This is a genomic window from Rhodobacter sp. SY28-1 (assembly GCF_005222785.1).
Taxonomy (GTDB): Bacteria; Pseudomonadota; Alphaproteobacteria; order Rhodobacterales; family Rhodobacteraceae; genus Tabrizicola.
In genome coordinates, this window is record NZ_STGH01000003.1 from 739,690 (window position 1) to 758,454 (window position 18,765).

At 65.1% G+C, this 18,765-nt stretch carries 15 protein-coding genes; 3 read left to right on the forward strand and 12 right to left on the reverse strand.

Annotation, left to right across the window (positions count from 1 at the left end; all coding sequences use genetic code 11):
* Window positions 1-7: 7 nt before the first annotated feature.
* Window positions 8-1,078 carry a recombinase RecA gene (recA, locus tag E8M84_RS17790; RefSeq protein ID WP_137112531.1) on the reverse strand — a complete coding sequence of 357 codons (1,071 nt, stop codon included), beginning with the start codon at window positions 1,076-1,078 and terminating at the stop codon, window positions 8-10.
* 203 nt (window positions 1,079-1,281) lie between these two features.
* On the opposite strand from recA, the gene E8M84_RS17795 reads away from it, so the two are divergent.
* Window positions 1,282-1,872, forward strand: a complete 591-nt coding sequence (locus tag E8M84_RS17795) for a hypothetical protein (RefSeq protein ID WP_137112532.1) — start codon at window positions 1,282-1,284, stop codon at window positions 1,870-1,872.
* A gap of 119 nt (window positions 1,873-1,991) precedes the next feature.
* A complete protein-coding gene (locus tag E8M84_RS17800) occupies window positions 1,992-2,540 on the forward strand; it encodes a YSC84-related protein (protein ID WP_137112812.1) in 549 nt (182 codons plus the stop codon).
* Window positions 2,541-2,653: 113 nt separating this feature from the next.
* Here the strand turns inward: E8M84_RS17800 and E8M84_RS17805 are convergent, their stop codons facing one another.
* Complete coding sequence (locus E8M84_RS17805; RefSeq protein ID WP_137112533.1) at window positions 2,654-3,517, reverse strand: NAD(P)-dependent oxidoreductase; 864 nt, start codon at window positions 3,515-3,517, stop codon at window positions 2,654-2,656.
* A 92-nt stretch (window positions 3,518-3,609) separates the two neighbouring features.
* Between E8M84_RS17805 and E8M84_RS17810 the strand changes: the two genes are divergently transcribed.
* Entirely contained in the window at window positions 3,610-6,072 is a 2,463-nt protein-coding gene (locus tag E8M84_RS17810; protein ID WP_137112534.1) for a penicillin acylase family protein, read from the forward strand.
* An 85-nt stretch (window positions 6,073-6,157) separates the two neighbouring features.
* Here the strand turns inward: E8M84_RS17810 and hflX are convergent, their stop codons facing one another.
* The 10 genes from hflX to dusB form a co-directional block, all read right to left on the reverse strand.
* On the reverse strand, window positions 6,158-7,432 hold the full coding sequence (gene hflX, locus E8M84_RS17815) for a GTPase HflX (RefSeq protein ID WP_137112535.1): 1,275 nt from the start codon (window positions 7,430-7,432) through the stop codon (window positions 6,158-6,160).
* 56 nt (window positions 7,433-7,488) lie between these two features.
* Entirely contained in the window at window positions 7,489-7,722 is a 234-nt protein-coding gene (hfq, locus tag E8M84_RS17820; RefSeq protein ID WP_008028786.1) for an RNA chaperone Hfq, read from the reverse strand.
* 165 nt (window positions 7,723-7,887) lie between these two features.
* The gene (locus E8M84_RS17825) at window positions 7,888-9,402 is read right to left on the reverse strand and encodes a potassium transporter TrkG (RefSeq protein WP_240790440.1); all 1,515 of its coding nucleotides are present in this window, start codon (window positions 9,400-9,402) and stop codon (window positions 7,888-7,890) included.
* Window positions 9,402-10,778 carry a Trk system potassium transporter TrkA gene (gene trkA / locus E8M84_RS17830; protein WP_137112536.1) on the reverse strand — a complete coding sequence of 459 codons (1,377 nt, stop codon included), beginning with the start codon at window positions 10,776-10,778 and terminating at the stop codon, window positions 9,402-9,404. Before trkA ends, E8M84_RS17825 begins: the two co-directional genes overlap by 1 nt.
* Window positions 10,779-10,832: 54 nt before the next feature.
* The gene (locus E8M84_RS17835) at window positions 10,833-11,174 is read right to left on the reverse strand and encodes an endonuclease domain-containing protein (RefSeq protein ID WP_137112537.1); all 342 of its coding nucleotides are present in this window, start codon (window positions 11,172-11,174) and stop codon (window positions 10,833-10,835) included.
* Window positions 11,175-11,381: 207 nt separating this feature from the next.
* The gene (locus E8M84_RS17840; protein ID WP_137112538.1) at window positions 11,382-12,773 is read right to left on the reverse strand and encodes a sigma-54 dependent transcriptional regulator; all 1,392 of its coding nucleotides are present in this window, start codon (window positions 12,771-12,773) and stop codon (window positions 11,382-11,384) included.
* Window positions 12,770-15,061 (reverse strand): PAS domain-containing sensor histidine kinase, encoded by a 2,292-nt coding sequence (locus tag E8M84_RS17845; RefSeq protein WP_137112814.1) that lies wholly within the window; start codon window positions 15,059-15,061, stop codon window positions 12,770-12,772. Before E8M84_RS17845 ends, E8M84_RS17840 begins: the two co-directional genes overlap by 4 nt.
* A gap of 99 nt (window positions 15,062-15,160) precedes the next feature.
* The gene (locus tag E8M84_RS17850; RefSeq protein WP_137112539.1) at window positions 15,161-16,525 is read right to left on the reverse strand and encodes a response regulator; all 1,365 of its coding nucleotides are present in this window, start codon (window positions 16,523-16,525) and stop codon (window positions 15,161-15,163) included.
* Window positions 16,525-17,622, reverse strand: a complete 1,098-nt coding sequence (locus E8M84_RS17855) for a nitrogen regulation protein NR(II) (RefSeq protein WP_137112540.1) — start codon at window positions 17,620-17,622, stop codon at window positions 16,525-16,527. Before E8M84_RS17855 ends, E8M84_RS17850 begins: the two co-directional genes overlap by 1 nt.
* Window positions 17,619-18,596: a tRNA dihydrouridine synthase DusB gene (gene dusB / locus E8M84_RS17860; RefSeq protein WP_137112541.1), complete on the reverse strand. Its 978-nt coding sequence runs from the start codon at window positions 18,594-18,596 to the stop codon at window positions 17,619-17,621. Before dusB ends, E8M84_RS17855 begins: the two co-directional genes overlap by 4 nt.
* Window positions 18,597-18,765 lie beyond the last annotated feature (169 nt).

An 18,765-nucleotide genomic window follows, 5' to 3' on the forward strand; every position in this document is an offset into this window, starting at 1 on the left:
TGCGAGGTCACTCGTCCAGTACATCCCCGCCGTCTTCGCCTGCCATGGTGAAGTCCAGGCCATTGGCGGCGCGGATCTTGTCCTCGATCTCCAGCGCGACAGACGGGTTCTGCTTCAGGAAGGACTTTGCGTTCTCACGCCCTTGCCCGATGCGTTCATCCTTGAAGGAATACCAGGCGCCCGACTTCTCCACGACCCCGGCCTTCACGCCGATGTCGATCAGCTCGCCGGTCTTCGAGATGCCTTCGCCGTACATGATGTCGAACTCGACCTGCTTGAAGGGCGGTGCGACCTTGTTCTTGACGACCTTGACGCGGGTGGTGTTGCCGACGACTTCCTCGCGGTCCTTGATCGCGCCGATGCGGCGGATATCCAGACGGACCGAGGCGTAGAACTTCAGCGCGTTGCCGCCGGTGGTGGTTTCCGGGTTGCCGAACATCACGCCGATCTTCTGGCGGATCTGGTTGATGAAGATCACCATGCAGTTCGAGCGGCCAATGCTGGCCGTCAGCTTCCGCATCGCCTGGGACATCAGGCGGGCCTGTGACCCCATCTGCATGTCGCCCATGTCGCCTTCGATTTCCGACTTTGGCACCAGTGCTGCGACAGAGTCGACAACGACCAGGCTGACAGCACCCGAGCGGACGAGGGTATCCACAATCTCCAGCGCCTGTTCGCCGGTGTCGGGCTGCGAGATCAGAAGCTCGTCAAGGTTCACGCCCAGCTTCTTGGCGTATTGCGGATCAAGCGCGTGTTCGGCGTCGACAAAGGCGCAAACACCACCTTTTTTCTGTTCCTCGGCAACGACATGCAGGGTCAGCGTCGTCTTGCCCGAGCTTTCGGGTCCGTAGATCTCTATGATGCGGCCCTTGGGCAGCCCGCCGATCCCGAGCGCGATGTCGAGTCCGAGCGAGCCGGTCGAGGTCGCCTCGATATCCATCGCCGGGCTGTCAGCGCCAAGCTTCATGATCGAGCCCTTGCCGAACTGCCGTTCGATCTGCGCAAGCGCCGATTCCAGAGCCTTCGCCTTGTCCATATCCCGCTTGCTCCCGAGGTCCAGAAGGTTAGCCACCGCCATGTCGTTCTCCTTATTTCATAGCCGCATCCAAGCGGCAACCAGCCTTATGTTCCCCAAGTGTTCTCGCCCTTATGCGGACAAAAGGAGAACATTTCAACCTTATTCTCGTAGTGGCAGTCTGAACGAGGTTTGGTTAAGGGATTGTTGACGGGGTTGCAGGATTAGTGACAGGTGACCGCGAAAAGCGTGACGGGAGACAGGAAATGCTGGTTTTCTTTGAGCAGAGGCTCGCATTTCTTGCCACACCCAAGACCGGATCCACGGCCATTGCGGCGGCTCTCGAATCGCTGGCGGCAGTGTCGATACAGCGGCCGCCCTTGCTGAAGCACACAACAGTGCATCGCTACCGACGATTCATCGGACCCTTCCTGGAGGCTGCTTCGAAGGACAGCTTCACGGTCGTCGCCCTGATGCGCGAGCCGACAGATTGGCTGGGGTCCTGGTACCGGTTCCGGCAGCGCGAGGAGACGGACGCCGGCAAGTCGACGCGGGGCATCAGTTTCGATGACTTCGTCCGCGCCTGGTGTCAGGACCAGAGGCCGGACTTCGCCGATGTGGGCAGCCAGGCCAAGTTCCTGCGGCCGCGGCAGGGCGAGGGAGTGGACCGACTGTTCCGCTACGAGGAGATCGGGACCTTCGTGCACTTTCTGGAAGAGCGGCTCGGCTGCGAGATCCTCCTGCCGCGCCTCAACGTCTCGCCGCCCGGCGCGACGGAGTTGTCGGCGGGGACAGCGGCCCTGTTGCGCGACTTCGCGACCGAGGATTTCGCGCTTTACCAGACGCTGGCCCCTTAGGCGCGGGGTTGCCGGGTCCGGGTTTCGGGCATGACAGGCGGCGGGAAAGCGGTTAGTTTGCTGGGCAAGGGGCGAGTGAGACCCCACGAGGCATGAAAGGGCGGACAGACATGACCGAGATGATGATGACGCGGCGCGGGCTGATGGTCGGCGCGGGGGCCTTTGCTTTGGCGGCCTGCAACAACGGGATCGGGTCGAACGGGGCGAGCCAGATCGAGGCGCGGGTTGCGGCGACCGAGAGCTTCCTGTTCTCGCAATACCCCGGCACCCGGGACCTCGCCTCGCGGGCGGCCGGGGTGCTGTACATGCCGCTGATGACCGAGGTCGGCGCCGGGTTTGGCGGGGCTTTCGGGCGCGGCGCGCTGCGGATCCAGGGGGCGACGGTGGATTACTATGCGGCCGCGAAGGGGTCGTTCGGGCTGCAGATCGGGGCGCAGCAGTATGCCCACGCCCTGTTCTTCATGACCCCGGACTCGCTGGAGAAGTTCCGCCGGTCCTCGGGCTGGGCGGTCGGGGCGGACGTTCGCTATGCGAGCCCGGAAGAAGGTGCCTCGATCGGCAAGGAGTCGACCGAGCTGAACGACGTGATCGCGCTTGTGTTCGGGCAGCAGGGGCTGATCGCGGGGGCCTCTCTGGCCGGGGTCAAGTATACGCGGATCATTCCCTGAGTTTTGTCCACGGTGGACATTTTCTGATTTTCGCGCGCAATCAAATGCTTGCGCGCGGACGTTCACCTTTCCTTAAGTCGCTTTGGCGTGAACGAGTCGGGCTGAAGCCCGACCTACTTCAGACGCCGGATCAGGCTGGAAGTGTCGTTCCGACCGCCGCCCATCAGTTGCACGTCCTTGTAGAACTGGTCGACCAAGGCCGTCACCGGCAGGCGTGCACCGATCTCGTCAGCAGTATCCAGACAGATGCCAAGGTCCTTGCGCATCCAGTCCACCGCAAAGCCGAAGTCGAAGCTGTCGGCCAGCATGGTCTTGTGCCGGTTCACCATCTGCCATGACCCGGCCGCACCCTGAGAGATGACCTCGACCACTTTTTCGCCGTCGAGACCCGCCTTCTGACCAAAAGCCAGCGCTTCGGACAGGCCCTGCATCAGGCCCGCGATGCAGATCTGGTTCATCATCTTGGCCAACTGCCCTGCCCCGCTGTCGCCGATCAGACGGCAGATGCGCGCGTAAGAGGCCATCACCGGCTCAGCCCGGGCATAATCGGCCGGATCGCCGCCACACATGATTGACAGCTGGCCATTCTCGGCCCCGGCCTGCCCGCCCGAGACCGGCGCGTCGACGAAGGCAAGGCCCGAGGACTGAGCCTGCGCGGCGAGTTTCCGGGTGATGTTGGCCGAAACCGTGGTGTGATCCACGAAGACGGCGCCGGGAGACATGGCAGAGAAAGCCCCATCAGGTCCGGTGCAGACCTGGCGCAGGTCGTCGTCGTTGCCGACGCAGGCCATCACGAATTCGGCCCCCTTGGCGGCAAGGGCCGGAGTGGCAGCTGAAGCGCCCTTGTGCCGGGCAACCCAGGCCTCGGTCTTGGCAGCGGTGCGGTTGTAGACCGTCACGTCATGCCCTTTGGCGGCAAGGTGGCCTGCCATCGGGAATCCCATGACTCCCAAGCCAAGAAATGCCACTTTCGCCATATGCGCCCCCCGCGTGTTGCCCTTGTCCGGTGCATGGACTAGGAACCGATCCGCCCCCTGCCGTCAAGGACAGCCCCCATGGACAGGCCCACATGCTGACTGCCTTTCGCTGGCTGATCCGGATCCTCACCGGACTGATCGCCCTTGGCGTCCTTGCGGCCCTGCTGGCCTACTACATCCTGTCGCGGTCGCTGGTCGATTACAGCGAGGACTTCTCTGTGGCCGGAATCTCGGCCCCGGTCGAGATCGTCCGCAACAACGACAACGTGCCGCATATCTTCGGGCGCACCGACGAAGACGTGTTCTTCGCCCTGGGTTTTGCCCATGCGCAGGACCGGTTATGGCAGATGACGATGCTGCGGCGGACGGCTCAGGGGCGGCTTTCGGAACTGTTCGGTCCGGCAACAGTGAAGGTCGACGAGCTGATGCGGCGCTATGACCTGTATGGGCTTGCGTTGCAGTCCGTGGATGCTCAGGGCGGCCAGACCCGCCGCGCATTGGAGGCCTATGCAGCCGGGGTGAACGCCTGGATCGGCGAGGTCAACAAGGGTGCGCGGGGGCGCGGCGCGCCGGAATTCTTCCTGTTCGAACCCGAGATTTCGGCCTGGGCCCCGGCGGATTCGATTGCGATATTGAAGCTGATGGCGCTGCAACTGTCCGGGTCCTTGCAGACCGAGGTCATGCGGGCACGAGTGTCGCTGCTGTTGTCGCCCGCACGCCTGGCCGACATCCTGCCCGACGACCCGAGCCAGGGTGTCGCCGCGCTGCCCGACTATGCCAGTCTGGTGCCCGGCGTGGCGCCGCTGATGGCCCCTGTCGATTTTGCCGAAGGGCCGTTCTCGCCGGTGGCCGAGCCGGGAATGTCGGGGGCGTCGAATTCCTGGGCGGCGATGCCGGGGCGATCGGCGGCGGGGGGAAGCCTTCTGGCGAACGATCCCCATCTGGGGCTGACCGCGCCGACGATCTGGTATCTCGCGCGGTTGGAGCTGCAGAGCGGCGGAGTCATCGGCGGGACGATCCCCGGGGTGCCGGTGGTGCTGGTCGGGCGGTCGGAGAAGCTCGGCTGGGGGCTGACCACGGCCTATGTCGACGATCAGGACGTGGTGATCGAGGCTGTGAACCCGGCCAATCCCGAAGAATACCAGACGCCCGAAGGCTGGGCGGAATTCGAAAGCCGCCAGTCGATCATCAAGGTCAAGGATGCCGACCCGGTGACCCTGACCCTGCGCTGGTCGCGGAACGGCCCGATCCTGCCGGGAGGGCATTACGACCTCGGCTCGATCACACCTGCGGGCCATGTGGCGGCGATCAGCTGGACCGCGCTGTCGGGGGCCGACACTTCGATCAGCGGGGCGATGGCGTTGATGCGGTCGAAGGATATTCCAGAGGCGCTGGAGGCAGGCAAGCTGGTGATGGCGCCGGCGCAGAACGTGATGCTGGCGGATGAGACCGGGATTGCGATGCAGGTCATGGGGGCGCTGCCTGCGCGGGACCCGGAGCATCCGTCGCAGGGGCGGCTTCCGGCGCTGGGGTCGGACCCCGCTGTCGGGTTCCGGGGGGTGCTGCCCTATGCCGACAACCCGAGCTTTCGCAACCCGACCTCGGGCCTTCTGGGCAACACCAACAACAAGACGGTGGACCGGCCCTTCCCTCGCCACGTCAGTTTCGACTGGGGCGACACGCAGCGGATCCAGCGCTGGCTGACGCTGATGCAGGCGCGCGAGGTGCATACGCGGGAAAGCTTCATCGAGGCGCAGCTGGATACGGTGAACCCGACGGCACGGTCCTTGTTGCCGCTGATCGGGGCGGATCTGTGGTTCACCGGCGAAGCGGCGCCCGAGGGCACGCCGGAACGGCTGCGACAGCGAGCCCTGGTCTTGCTGGCGGAATGGAACGGCGAGATGAACGAGCATCTGCCGGAGCCGCTAATCGCCGAGGCCTGGATGCGGGCGCTGATGGACCGGCTGATCCGGGACGAGCTGGGGGCGATGGCGGACAGCTTCACCCATTTCTCGCCGGTGTTCATCGAGCGGGTCTATCGCAACGTCGGCGGGGCGAGCGTGTGGTGCGACGTGATCCAGTCGGCGGCGGTGGAAAGCTGCACCGATGTGTCGCGGCAGGCGCTGGATGAGGCGCTGCTGCAGCTGACCGAGCGCTACGGGCCGAACCTGGAAAGCTGGCGCTGGGGGGACGCGCATCAGGCGACGCATGACCATCTGGTGCTGGGCGAGGTGCCGTTCCTGCGGTATTTCGTGAACATCCGGCAGTCGACGTCCGGCGGGGACGACACGCTGATGCGGGGGGTGACGCGGGGTGAGGGGCCGGAGCCCTATCAGAACGTGCACTCGGCCGGGTATCGGGGGGTCTACGATTTCGCGGACCCGGATTCGTCGGTGTTCATCACGGCGACGGGGCAGTCGGGACATCCCTTGAGCCGCCACTATGACGACCTGGGCGAGCTGTGGCGGAGGGGAGAATACATCCCGATGTCGCTGGACCCGGAGCTGGCGCGGGCGGCAGCGGCGGGGGTGATGGTGCTGACGCCGGAGGAGTAGTGTCCACGGTGGACCGGCCGTCCGTATCATTGTTCTTCAATGGGTTGGCCGCGGACGGTAACGATTTGGCAAGAAATGCCCGCGGTCAGAGGTCGCGGTAGCGCCTTTCCTGGCGCAGGGTCCAGCGGACGGTGAGGTGCCAGCCGTCATCCGCCTCGACCTCGTGCTGGACGATGTTCTGGTCGTGCAGCCAGGCGCGGCGGCGGCCATCGGCGAAGGGGACAGTCAACGTGGCCTCGGACCGGTCCGCATCGAGGGTGGTGGAGATGAGGGCGAGGAGCCTCTCCACCCCCTCCCCGGTCAGGGCGGAGACCGGCAGCACCATCGGTCGCTGCGCCGCTTGCGCGGTCAGGGCCTCGCGCTGGGAGGCGTCGACGAGGTCGAGCTTGTTCCAGACCTCAATCTGGGGGGTGTCCTCGCCCACGCCGAGGGAGGCAAGGATGTCGGACACGTCGGCGGCCTGTTCCACGGTTTCGGGGTGGCTGATGTCGCGGACATGGAGGATGAGGTCGGCAGAAAGCACCTCTTCCAGCGTGGCGCGGAAGGCGGCGACAAGCTGGGTGGGCAGGTCCGAGATGAAGCCCACGGTGTCGGAGAGGATCATCTTGGCACCGGAAGGGAGCGTCACGCCGCGCATGGTCGGGTCGAGCGTGGCGAAGAGCATGTCCTTGGCCAGGACCTCGGCCCCGGTGATGCGGTTGAAGAGCGTGGACTTGCCGGCGTTGGTGTAGCCCACAAGGGCCACGATCGGGAACGGCACCTTGGCGCGGGCGGCGCGATGCAGTTCGCGCGTCTTGACCACCTGGTCGAGCTGACGCTTCAGCTTGACCACCTGGTCGTCGATGGCGCGGCGGTCGCTTTCGATCTGGGTTTCGCCCGGGCCGCCGACAAAGCCGAAGCCGCCGCGCTGGCGTTCGAGGTGGGTCCAGGCGCGGACAAGGCGGGTGCGCTGGTAGGAGAGCGCCGCGAGTTCGACCTGCAGCACACCTTCACGGGTGCGGGCGCGGTCGGCGAAGATCTCCAGGATGAGGGAGGTCCGGTCGAGAAGTTTGACGCCCCATTCCTTTTCCAGATTGCGCTGCTGGACCGGAGAAACGGTGCCGTCGATCAGGACAAGGTCGATCTTCTGGTCGAGAAAAAGTTGCTTCAGTTCAGCCACCTTGCCCGACCCGAGCAGGGTTGCGGGCGTCACGCGGGACAGGCGCACGACTTCGGAGCCCTGCACGTCAAGCTCGGGCAACGCCGCTGCGAGCGAGACAGCCTCGGCAAGGCCATGTTCGGGCAGGCGCCGGGCATTGGCGGATTTCAGGGCCGGGTGCAGGACATAGGCGCGCGTTGCAGCTGCGGCGGTATCACGCAGGCGCTGGCCTTCCCTTTTGGCGAGAAGATCGTCGTCGTCCTGGGGCGGTCGGGAGATCAGTCTTCCCCTTCGTAGAGGCTGATCGGCGCGCCCGGCATGATCGTCGAAATGGCATGCTTGTAGACGAGCTGCGATTGTCCATCCCGGCGCAGAAGCACGCAGAAATTGTCAAACCAGGTGATCACGCCCTGCAGCTTGACACCGTTGATGAGGAAGATCGTCACCGGAACCTTGGCTTTTCGGACGTGGTTCAGAAAGGCGTCCTGCAGGTTTTGCTTGTCAGCGGCCATCGTTGTTGTGCCTTGTTTTTCTATCGCTTCACTGTCGCGTCGTGGTCGTTTGTCGTTGAGCCCTGTCTTACCGCCTAACACGGTAAATCGAGTATGTCGTGGCCGCGCGGGAGTTTCCAGCGCAAAAATCAGGCTGTTATGCGACGGACCGAGCGCCGGGAAAACCTAGCGGCGGCCTTGTCCCGGCAGGATCAGGGCGAGAAGCGCCAGGGTCTCGAGCCGCCCGACCACCATGGCGATGCCAAGGATCAGTTTCACCGGATCGGTCAGGGTTGCATAGTCCACCGGCTGGGGTGCGGCGATCTGGGCCAACTGGCCGGTGGTGGTCAGGCTGGCAATGGCAAGGACCATGGCGGGCTCGAACTCCATCCCGACCAACAGCAGGAAGGCCATCACGACTGCAATCGAGATGGCGAACATCATGAAGAAGACCCAGGCGAGTTGTGCGCCTTCGCGGCGCATCCGTCGCGCTTCGGCCCCACCGCGCCCGATGGAGTTGGGATGGATGATCTTCTCAAGCTCGCGTTCCCCCTGCCGCAAGAGGGCATGCACGCGCAGAAGCTTGACCCCGCCCGCGGTGGTCGCGGTGCCGCCCCCAAGGATCGCAAGGCCCAGAAGCACGAGGCCGGAGGTGCCGATCCCGGACCAGTCGGCCGCGGTTTGCCAGTCTGACGAGACATAGCCGGTGGTGGTCAGGAACGAGGCGGAGGTGAAGAGGATGCCCCAGAGAGAATTCAGGGCGTCCGCCTCGGTCAGGGCGCCGGTCTCGCTTACGACGTACCAGTGGCGGAAGAAGAGAAGCAGGGTCACCGAGACGAGGAGGAGGGCAGCCAGCCGAAGCTCGGGGTCCTGCAGGAGCGGGCGGCGGTTTTCGGCAAGGCGGATTCCGGGAAGGGCGCGGCGGGTGATGGCGAAGATCAGGAAGAAGAAGACCGCCGCTTCACCGGCGAGGCCCGCCCCGGACGCCTGAAACGGAAGCTGGCCGGTGATGCCCGAAGTGGACAGCGTGCCCATCGCGTGGATCAGCGCGGTGATGCCGGATTCTCCGAGAACCAGAAGCACGCCCCAGAGCAGGAGGGTCAGCGCGGTGTAGACCGGGAACAACGTCAGGGCAAAGCGGGAGAGGCGTTGCGCGGGATCGGCAGTGCGGGTGACCTGCGCGGTGCCGACGGTGCCCCGGCCCGGGACACGGCCGGAAATGACTTCGTTGCCGCCAAGATTGAGGGGGGCAAGGATGGCGTAGGCGGCGAGCAGGACCAGGAAGCCGCCGAACCAGCCCACCGTGGCGCGCCAGAGATGGACGGAATCCGCCAGCCGGTCGGGCTGGTAGACGCTGGCGCCGGTCGTGGTGAAGGCGGACATCATCTCGAACCAGGCGTTGATCAGCGTGGTGTCGGGCAGCGCTTCGGCCAGGGGAAGGGCAAGGGCGAAGGGCAGGACGACATAGGCCAGGACAAGGGCGGCAAGGTGGCTGCGGGCGGGATCGCGCGGGCTGTAGGCGGCGGTGGCAATCCCCAGCATCACGGTGATGACCAGAAGGATGAGCGCGGAATAAAGGAAATCGCGGGCGTGTTCGTGGTCGTTCGCCCCAAGGGCAAAGAGCGCTGGTACAAGGGCGATAAGACCGCTGAAGCCCAGGAGGACCACCAGAAGCGGCAGTTCTGCCAGCCGGGTCACCATCAGAAGAAGTCGATGGAGACTTGCAGGAGGCGTTCGACCTCGGGCACGTCCTTGGCCATGGCGAAAAGCGCGATGACGTCGCCGGCTTCGATCCGAAGGTCTCCGGTGGGCTTCAAGACCTTGTCGCCCTTCATGACGGCGCCGACGAGGACGCCCTCGGGAAACTCGATGTCGCGGACCAGGCGGCCGGAGAGGGGTGAGGTGGAGAGGACCTGCGCCTCGATCATCTCGGCCTCGGCATCGCCGATGGAGTAGACCGCGCGGACCCTTCCGTGGCGGATGTGGCGGAGGATCGAGGAAACGGTGGTGGCGCGCGGGTTGATGTAGGCGTCGATGTCGAGCGGCGCCATCAGGGGGGCAAGGGTCGGGTCGTTGACCAAGGCGATGGTCATTGGGCAGCCGGCCTGCTTGGCGCGGACCGCGACGAGGAGGTTGGTCTTGTCGTCGTCGGTGACCGCAAGGATCGCGTCAGCGCGGTCGATCGAGGCTTCCATCAGAAGGTCAATGTCCATCCCGTCGCCGTTCAGGACGATTGTACGTTCGAGCGAGTCGGCGGCAATTTCGGCAGTGGCGCGGTTCTTTTCAATGATCTTGGCGCGGATCCGGTCGGTTCGGGTTTCGAGCGCACGGGCGACGGCAAGGCCGACGTTGCCGCCACCGACGATGACGACGCGTTCCTGCTTTTTCGTCTTCTTGCCAAAGATTTCCAGGGCGCGGTTCACGTCCTCGAAATGGGTGAAGACGTAGATCTGGTCTTCGGCATAAAGCTGGTCGCCGGGGTCGGGGGCGAAGAGGCGATCCTCGCGGCGGATGCCGACGACGATGGCGCGGAGGGTGGAGAACAGCTCGTTCAGCTGGCGGAGGGGGGTGTTCAGGACCGGGCAGTCTTCGGTCAGCTGGATGCCGAGAAGCTGGGCGCGGCCGTTCATGAAGCTTTCGGTGTCGAAGGTCGCAGGCGCGGCAAGGCGCTGGAGCGCGGCCTCGGCAACCTCGCGTTCGGGGGAGATCACGACGTCGATGGCAAGGCCGTCCTGGTTGGTCAGGTTGCCGTAGAGCGGATCAAGGTAGTTCTGCGCGCGGATGCGGGCGATCTTGCGGGTGATGTTGAAGACGGTGTGGGCCACCTGGCAGGTGACCATGTTCACCTCATCGGAATGGGTGGCGGCGATCAGCATGTCGGCGTCGCGCGCGCCGGCCTTTTCCAGCACGTCCGGATGGCTGGCAAAACCCACCACGCCCTGGACGTCCAGAGTGTCGGTGGCGCGGCGCACGAGATCGGCGTTCATGTCCACGAGGGTGACGTCGTTCTTCTCGCCGGAGAGATGGCGGGCGATCTGCCAGCCGACCTGCCCCGCCCCGCAGATGATGACCTTCATCAGATTCCCCGCGACCCGTCGTCTGGGACTGCATGTCAGATCGGGGGCGGAGGGTCAATGTTCAGGGGTATGGCAGGTGATGGTGGCGAGGCAGCCGGGGAGGTTGGTAAGGACCTCCTGGTTCCACAGCCGCAGGACGCGGAAGCCTTGGGTGGCGAGCCATTGGTCGCGTTGGGCATCGCGGGGTGAGCCGTGGCCGGAGCCGTCGGCTTCGATGATGAGGCGGTGGTCCGCGCAGTAGAAGTCGGCGATGTATGGGCCAATGGGCACCTGGCGGCGGACTTTCAGGCCCTTGAAGCGGAGGTTTCGCAAGACGGACCACAGGGCGCGTTCGGCGGGTGTTATTTCCTTGCGCATGTGACGGGCGCGCGATTTGGACAGGTCGGTCTGCTGCATTGATACCCCCTCACCCTGACCCTCTCCCCCGGGGGGAGAGGGGAGGCCTGGGGCCAGCGTTGCGCATCGAAGGTTAAGGTCCGGTTACCCCGGCAGCGGTCAAGTCGAGTGTCTTTGCTGTCGGCAGGACGATGAACGACCTCTGCCACGGGGCGCAACAGGTCCCCTCTCCCCACGCGGGAGAGGGCTAGGGTGAGGGGGAGAGAGCTACTCCTCGAAGTCGGAGAACCCCCTGCCCCCGCGCGTCGACCCCACCACCCCAAGCGACTTCAGTTTGCGGTGCAACGCGGAGCGTTCCATGCCGACGAAGCTGGCCGTGCGGCTGATGTTGCCGCCGAAGCGGTTGATCTGGGTCAGGAGGTATTCGCGTTCGAACAATTCGCGCGCCTCGCGCAGGGGCAGCGTCGCGATGGTGCCGGAGAGCGACAGCGCGCTTTCGGTTTCGACCTTGGGCTCGGTCCCGGGGATTTCGGAGGCTTCGATCGGGCCGGCCCCGTCACCGAGGATCAGGATCCGTTCGATCACGTTGCGCAGTTGGCGGATGTTACCGGGCCAGGGCAGCGTCTGGAGTACGGTGTCAGCCTCTTCCGACAGGGTGCGGTTCGGCAGGCCTTGGGTCTTGTGGAACCAGTCGATGAAGTGCCGGGTCAGCTCGGGCACATCCTCGCGCCGGGCGGCGAGCGAAGGAACCGCAATCGGGACGACGTTCAGCCGGTCGTAAAGTTCCTGCCGGAACCGGCCGAGGCCGATTTCGGCGCGCAGGTCGCGGCAGGTCGATGAGATGACGCGCAGGTCGACGCGCACCTTGTCGGTGCCGCCCGCACGGGTGAACTGCTGTTCGGTCAGGACGCGGAGGATCTTGCCTTGCGTGCCGAGCGGCATGTCGGCGACCTCGTCGAAGTAGACGATGCCGCCATGGGCCTGCTCCAGAAGGCCGGGCTCCACCCCGCGTTCGGGGGTCTCGCGGCCGAAGAGGACTTCTTCCATCCGCTCGGGTTCGATCGAGGCCGAGGAGACGGTGACAAAAGGGGAGGCAGCGCGGTTCGACTGCATGTGGATGTAGCGCGCGGCCATTTCCTTGCCGGTGCCGGGTTCGCCCGTCAGCATCACCCGGGCGTTGGACTTGGTCACCTTGTCGAGGTTGGCCTTCAGCGTCTTGAAGGCCAGCGAGGAGCCGACCATTTCCGCCGAAGTCACGTCGCGGCGGCGCAGTTCCTGGTTTTCCCGGCGCAGCCGCGCGGTTTCCATGGCCCGGGCGACGACGACCATCAGCTGGTCAATGTTGAAGGGCTTTTCGATGAAGTCGTAGGCGCCCTGCTTGATCGCGGCGACGGCGATCTCAATGTTTCCGTGTCCCGAGATAATCACCACCGGAATGTCAGGATTGTCGCGCTTTACCGTCTTGAGGATGTCGATCCCGTCCATTCGGCTGTCCTTGAGCCAGATGTCGAGGATCATCAGCGACGGCGGATCGGCGTTGATTTCCGCCATGCAGTCATCGGAATTGGCGGCGAGACGTGTGGTGTAGCCTTCGTCGCGCAGGATGTCGCCGATCAGTTCGCGGATGTCCTGTTCGTCGTCGACGATGAGAATGCTCATTTGTGGGCTTCCTTCTCGTGTGGCTTGTCGGCGGGCGCGGCCCCCAGCGGGATATGGGTGCGCGACCGCTTGCGCAGCGCGCGCGGCAGGCGGATCTCGGCCATGGCGCCGGGGTGGTCGTTTCCGTCGAAGACGGGGGCATCGAGGAGAGCGAGCGTGCCGCCGTGTTCCTCGATGATCTTCTTGACAATGGGCAGGCCAAGGCCAGTGCCCTTTTCGCGGGTGGTGACGTAGGGCTCGAACAGGCGCGCGCGGTCGGGGGGCAGGCCCGTACCGTTGTCGCTGATGCGGATCACGGCTTCGGTGTCGTCAGCCGCAAGCGAGATGCGGATTTCGGGGACGAAGTTCTGCGGCTTCGCCTTTTCCTGATATGATTCAATCGCTTCGCCTGCGTTCTTGATCAGGTTTGTGAAGGCCTGACCTATCATTGTGGCGTCGAGATCGAGGTGAAGTTCCCCGGCCGGGATGTCCTTGACGAAGCGCACGCCGGGCTGGCCGTTTTCCTGCAACAGGACCGCGCCTTTCAGAAGCGCGGCAAGGTCACAGTCGCGGCGGTCGGGTTCGGGCATGCGGGCGAATTTCGAGAATTCGTCGACGATCCGGCGCAGGTCGTTGGTCTGGCGCACGATCACGTCGGTGTATTGTTCAAGGTCTTCGTGGTCGCGGACCTGGCTTGCGAACTTGCGCTTGATCCGTTCGGCGGAGAGCTGGATCGGCGTGAGCGGGTTCTTGATTTCATGCGCGATGCGGCGGGCGACGTCGCCCCAGGCAGCCATACGCTGGGCAGAAACGAGGTCGGTCACGTCGTCGAAGGCGACAACGTAGCCTTCCAGCGCGCCGTCGCCGCTGCGGCGGGTGGACATGCGGACGAGGAGGCTTTCCAGCTTGCCCTTGCGGGTGAGGCGGACCTCTTCCTGCACGGCGTTGCTGCCGTTGTCGCGGAGGCGGTCAAAGAGCGGCGCAAACTCCGGGACGGCGGCGGCGAGCGGGATGTCGGACTGGCCGTCAGCGAAGTCGAGCAGCCGTTCGGCGGCGCGGTTGACGAAGTCGATGTCGCCGTCCGAGTCGAGGCCGATGACGCCTGCGGTCACGTTCGACAGCACGGAATCGAACAGGCGTCGGCGGGATTCGGTCTGGGCGTTGCTGTGGAGAAGCGCCTCGCGCTGGCCCTTGAGCTGGCGGGTCATCTGGTTGAAGAGGCGGCCGAGGGAAGCGATTTCATCGTCGCCTTCCTCTTCGGTGATCTGCACGTCAAGGTCCCCGCCCCCTACCCTTTCGGCGGCCCCGGCCAGGCGTCCCACGGGGCGCGACAGGCGTTCGGCGAACCAGAGGCCCAGCCAGATCGCGGCGAGGATCAGGATGAGCGCAAAGCCCAGGTAGATCAGGCCGAAGTTGAACAGCAGCCGCCCGCGTTCGCTTTCCAACTGGTTGTAAAGCTGGACGGTTTCCTGAGTTTCGTCGAGGAGCGACAGGATCGAGCCGTCGACCGCGCGTGTAACGTAGAGGTAGCGGTCGGTGTAGGCGTCAAGCAGGACCAGGGCGCGGAATTCATTGTTGGACCAGTCCGGGATCAGGACGGTGTTGCCTTCGCGGGCAAGGCGAAGGTGTTCGTCGGTCAGGGCTTCGAAGTCGAAGAGGTAGGACTTCTCGCCCCGGGTCTTGAGCGCCCCGGTGCCGTCGACGAGGTAGGCCTCTTTCAGCCCGCGCTGGACTACGGCCTGGGCCTGGGAGAGGAGCGGGCGCAGCTGGTCGTCGCGGATGAAGGGGGACTGGCGCTTGGCGTCGTTGAGGTATCCGGCCAGGGTGACCACGTCGGCGGCGAGGTCGTCACGCTGCACCGCCTCGTAGGCCTGGGCGGCGGAAAGCGAGGAGCCGACGACGGAGCGGACGCGGTCGGAGAACCAGCCCTCGAGGCCGATGTTGATCGACAGGACGGCGAAGACGGCGACAAGGACCGTGGGGATCAGGGCGATCAGCATGAAGACGCCGGAGAGGCGCATGTGCAGCCGCGACCCGGCAGAGCGGGAGCGGCGTTCGGTGATGAGGCGGGCGACGCGGGCCAGGACGAGGGCGGCGATGACCAGGACGTAGATCAGGTCGGCCAGAAGGATCAGCCGCAGGACGGGCGAGGCAGCGCTGGTGTTGATCGTGCCGAGGGCGAGGAAGGTTGCAACCGCGAGGACGGGACCGAGGAAGACGAGGCCAAGGGTGACCGCCGTCTGCACGCGGCGTTGCCGTCGCAGGCGGGAGAACCTTAACCAGACATCCCTAGTGACCGCCCGTTCCACCCTGCCCTGCGCGTAAGCCGGTGGTTTGCCCACCCTTCGCTACTATATCTAGCTGCGCGATCAGGTGAAACCCAAAAGACACAGGTCGGCGTTGCATTGCTACATCAGCTTGCGGCGACGGGTCACGCGGATGTCGAGATCGGTGATCTTCTTGCGCAGCGTGTTGCGGTTGATGCCCAGGAGGTCGGCGCATTTCGCCTGGTTTCCCGCAGTCGCGTCCAGCGCGATCTCGATCAGGGGAAGTTCGACCTCGCGCAGGATGCGCTGGTAGACGCCGGGCGGTGGCAGCTGACCGCCGTGCAGGTCGAAGTAGCGTTTCAGGTGGCGGGCGACCGAGGCAGAAAGCTTGTCGCCTTCGACAAGGCCGGTCATCGGCTCGGGGCTGGGCTGCTGGCCGAGGACCTGTTCCACTTCGGAGCGGGCGATGTCGGTTTCGGTCGCGGTGACCAGCAGGCGGCGGATGGTGTTTTCCAGCTGGCGGACGTTGCCCGGCCAGGAATAGGCGCGGATCAGGTCGGCGGCGCCTTGGGAAAGGCGGCGGACGGCACCCAGGTCACGTTCACCCTTGGCAAGGAAGTGTTCGGCCAGAAGCGGGATGTCCTCGACCCGTTCGCGCAAGGAGGGGACGTGGAGGGTCACGCCGCCAAGGCGGTAGTAGAGATCCTGGCGGAACTGGCCCGCCTCCATCCGGGCGGAGAGGTCGGTCTGGCTGGTGGCCATCACGCGGGGGGCCTTGTCGCCCAGCATGTCGAGCATGCGGACGACGCGGGCCTGAGTGTCGGCGTCGTAGTCGGCAACCTCGTCAAAGACGATGGAGCCGCCGCGGGCGCGGGAGAGGAGCGTCGCGGGGCCGTCGATGCCCGCAAGGTCGGCGGCCTGGGCCACGACGAAGGGGAGTGTGCGACGGTCGGAGAAATCATGGATCGCGCGGGCGATAAGTGACTTTCCGGTGCCGGATTCGCCGGTGATGAGGACGGCGAGTTCGGTGTTCATCACGCGGGCGACAAGGCGGTAGAGCGCCTGCATCGCGGGGGTGCGACCGACCAAAGGCAGGTCGTCGCCGGGTTCGCGCGGAGCCACGACCACCTTGGGCGCGCGGCGTTTCTGGTCCAGCGCCTTGGCGGATCGCTTCATCAGGTCCGGCAGGTCGAAGGGCTTTGGCAGGTAGTCGAAGGCTTCAGCCTCAGCCGCCTGGATCGCGGTCATGATGGTGTTCTGGGCCGAGATCACAATCACCGGCAGGCCGGGGCGCATCTTGGAAATGCGGGGCAGTGCATCAAGGCCATTGCCGTCAGGCATGATGACGTCGGAAATGACAAGGTCGCCCTTCCCTTCCTCGACCCAGCGCATCAGCGTCATGAGCGACGAGGTCGCATGAACCTTGCAGCCCGCGCGGGTCAGCGCCTGGGTCAGGACGGTGCGGATCGTGCGGTCGTCGTCGGCGACAAGAATGGTGCCATCCATCAGCGGGTTTCCTTCTTCTTCTCGCGCGGCGCCATGGGCAGCGACACGCGGAAAACGGTGCGACCAGGCACGGAATCGACAGAGATCCAGCCGTCATGGTCGGTGATGATCTTGGAGACGAGAGCGAGGCCAAGGCCGGTGCCGTTTTCGCGGCCCGAGACGAAGGGCTCGAAGATGTTCGCGGCGATCTCGGGCTTGATGCCGGGACCGTCGTCGATGATTTCCACGTTCAGCGGCAGTGCGGCAGAGGGGCCGTCCTTGCGGCGGAGGCGCAGGGAGAGGTCGTAGAAGGTGTGAAGGCGGATCGTGCCGCCGTCCTTGCAGGCTTCGGCGGCGTTCTTGATGAGGTTCAGGAAGACCTGCATCAACTGGTCGCTGTCGGCGAAAGTGGGCGGCAGCGAGGGGTCGTAATCCTCGACAATCGACATGTGGGCGGCAAAGCCGACGAGGGCGGATTTCCTTGCACGATCAAGGGCGTCGTGGATGTTGACGGGCTTGCGGTCCGGCGGGCGGATGTTGCCGAACTGCTCAACCTGCTCCAGAAGCTTCACGATGCGGCGGGTTTCTTCCACGATCAGGTCGGTAAGTTCCTGATCTTCGGGGGTAAGGTTCATCGAGAGGAGCTGGGCGGCACCGGAGATGCCCGCGAGCGGGTTCTTGATTTCGTGCGCCAGCATTTCGGCCATGCCGATGGCCGAGCGGGCGGCGGTCTTGGCGCCCATGGACCGGCCCATGCGGTCGGCGAGTTCGCGGGGCGACAGGATCAGCATGACGATGCCGGGATTGTCGTGCATCGGCGCGAGATGAATCGTGCATTGCACGGGCGGGCGTTCGCCGGTGGTGACGTCCACGTCGTTGATGTTGAGCGGCGACTGGTTGGCGCGGACGCGGGACAGGGCCTCTTCCATCGGGGCCTCGATCGACAGGCGGTCGAACACCGGCTGGCCGGTCAGGCTGCGCTGCGAGGCGTTGAGGAAGGTCTCCCCCGCCGGGTTCACCTCCAGGATGGTCGCGTTCTGGTCGATGAGCAGCGTCGGGAACGGCAGCGAGGCCCAGATGACGCCCGGCACCGGGTATGGCGCGCGGTAGGGGGTCATGCGGCAAGCTCCAGTTCCGCGAAGGCCAGCTCGATCAGCTGGATCACTTCGGCCGGGTCGGTCGAGGTGAGGATCGCTTCGCGGGCATGGGGGAGGCCAGCTTCCTCCAGATACCAGCCAAGGTGCTTGCGCGCCATGCGCAGGCCAAGCTCGCGGCCGTAGAAAGTGAGCATGTCGTCATAATGGTCGAGGATCATGCGGCCGAGACGACCCCCGTCGGGGATCTTTGGGGCGGGCGTGCCGTACAGGTCGTGGGCCACTTGCGCGAGTTTCCAGGGGGCACCTTGCGCGCCGCGGCCGATCATGATGCCGTCGGCTCCGCTTTGGCTTAGGGCCTCGCGCGCGGTGGCGGTATCGGTGATGTCGCCATTGGCGATGACGGGGATCTTGACCGCCTCTTTCACGGCGCGGATCGCGGCCCAGTTGGCATTGCCCTTGTAGAACTGACAGCGGGTGCGGCCGTGGATGGTGATCATCTGCACGCCCGCATGTTCGGCGCGTTTCGCAAGGTCGGGGGCGTTGTGCAGCGTGTCGTCCCAGCCGAGGCGGGTTTTCACGGTAACCGGAACCTTGACGGCTTTCACCACCGCTTCGATGAGCTTCAGCGCAAGATCGAGGTCGCGGAGGAGGGCCGAACCGCAGAGGCCGGTAGTCACCCGTTTCGACGGGCAGCCCATGTTGATGTCGATGACGCGGGCACCCTGCCCTTCGACGAATTTGGCGCCTTCGGCCATCCAGTGCGGGTCGCGGCCAGCGAGTTGAACGGAGGTGGCCTGTTCGCCAAATCCCAGTTCGGCGCGGGCACGGGCTTCGGGGCGGTTGCGAACGACCTCTTCGCTGGCCACCATCTCACTGACGACCAACCCCGCATTAAACCGCGACACCAGCCGGCGGAACGGCAGGTCGGTGATTCCGGCCAGGGGCGCAAGGAAGACCGGAGGATCGAGCGTGAGCGGGCCGAGGGGGACGGGCAAAGCCTTTTCCTTGTGCAGTTGCTTATGGTGCTAGCCCTGCAAGGTCACGGGACCAAGGCAGCGCGGGGCGATTATGACTGAAAAACATGCGATGCACAAATTTTAGGCATCCGATGGGTGAGAGCGCCAGATTGTCATGCAGGTCGGGCTGGACTAGGCAGAAGGGAAA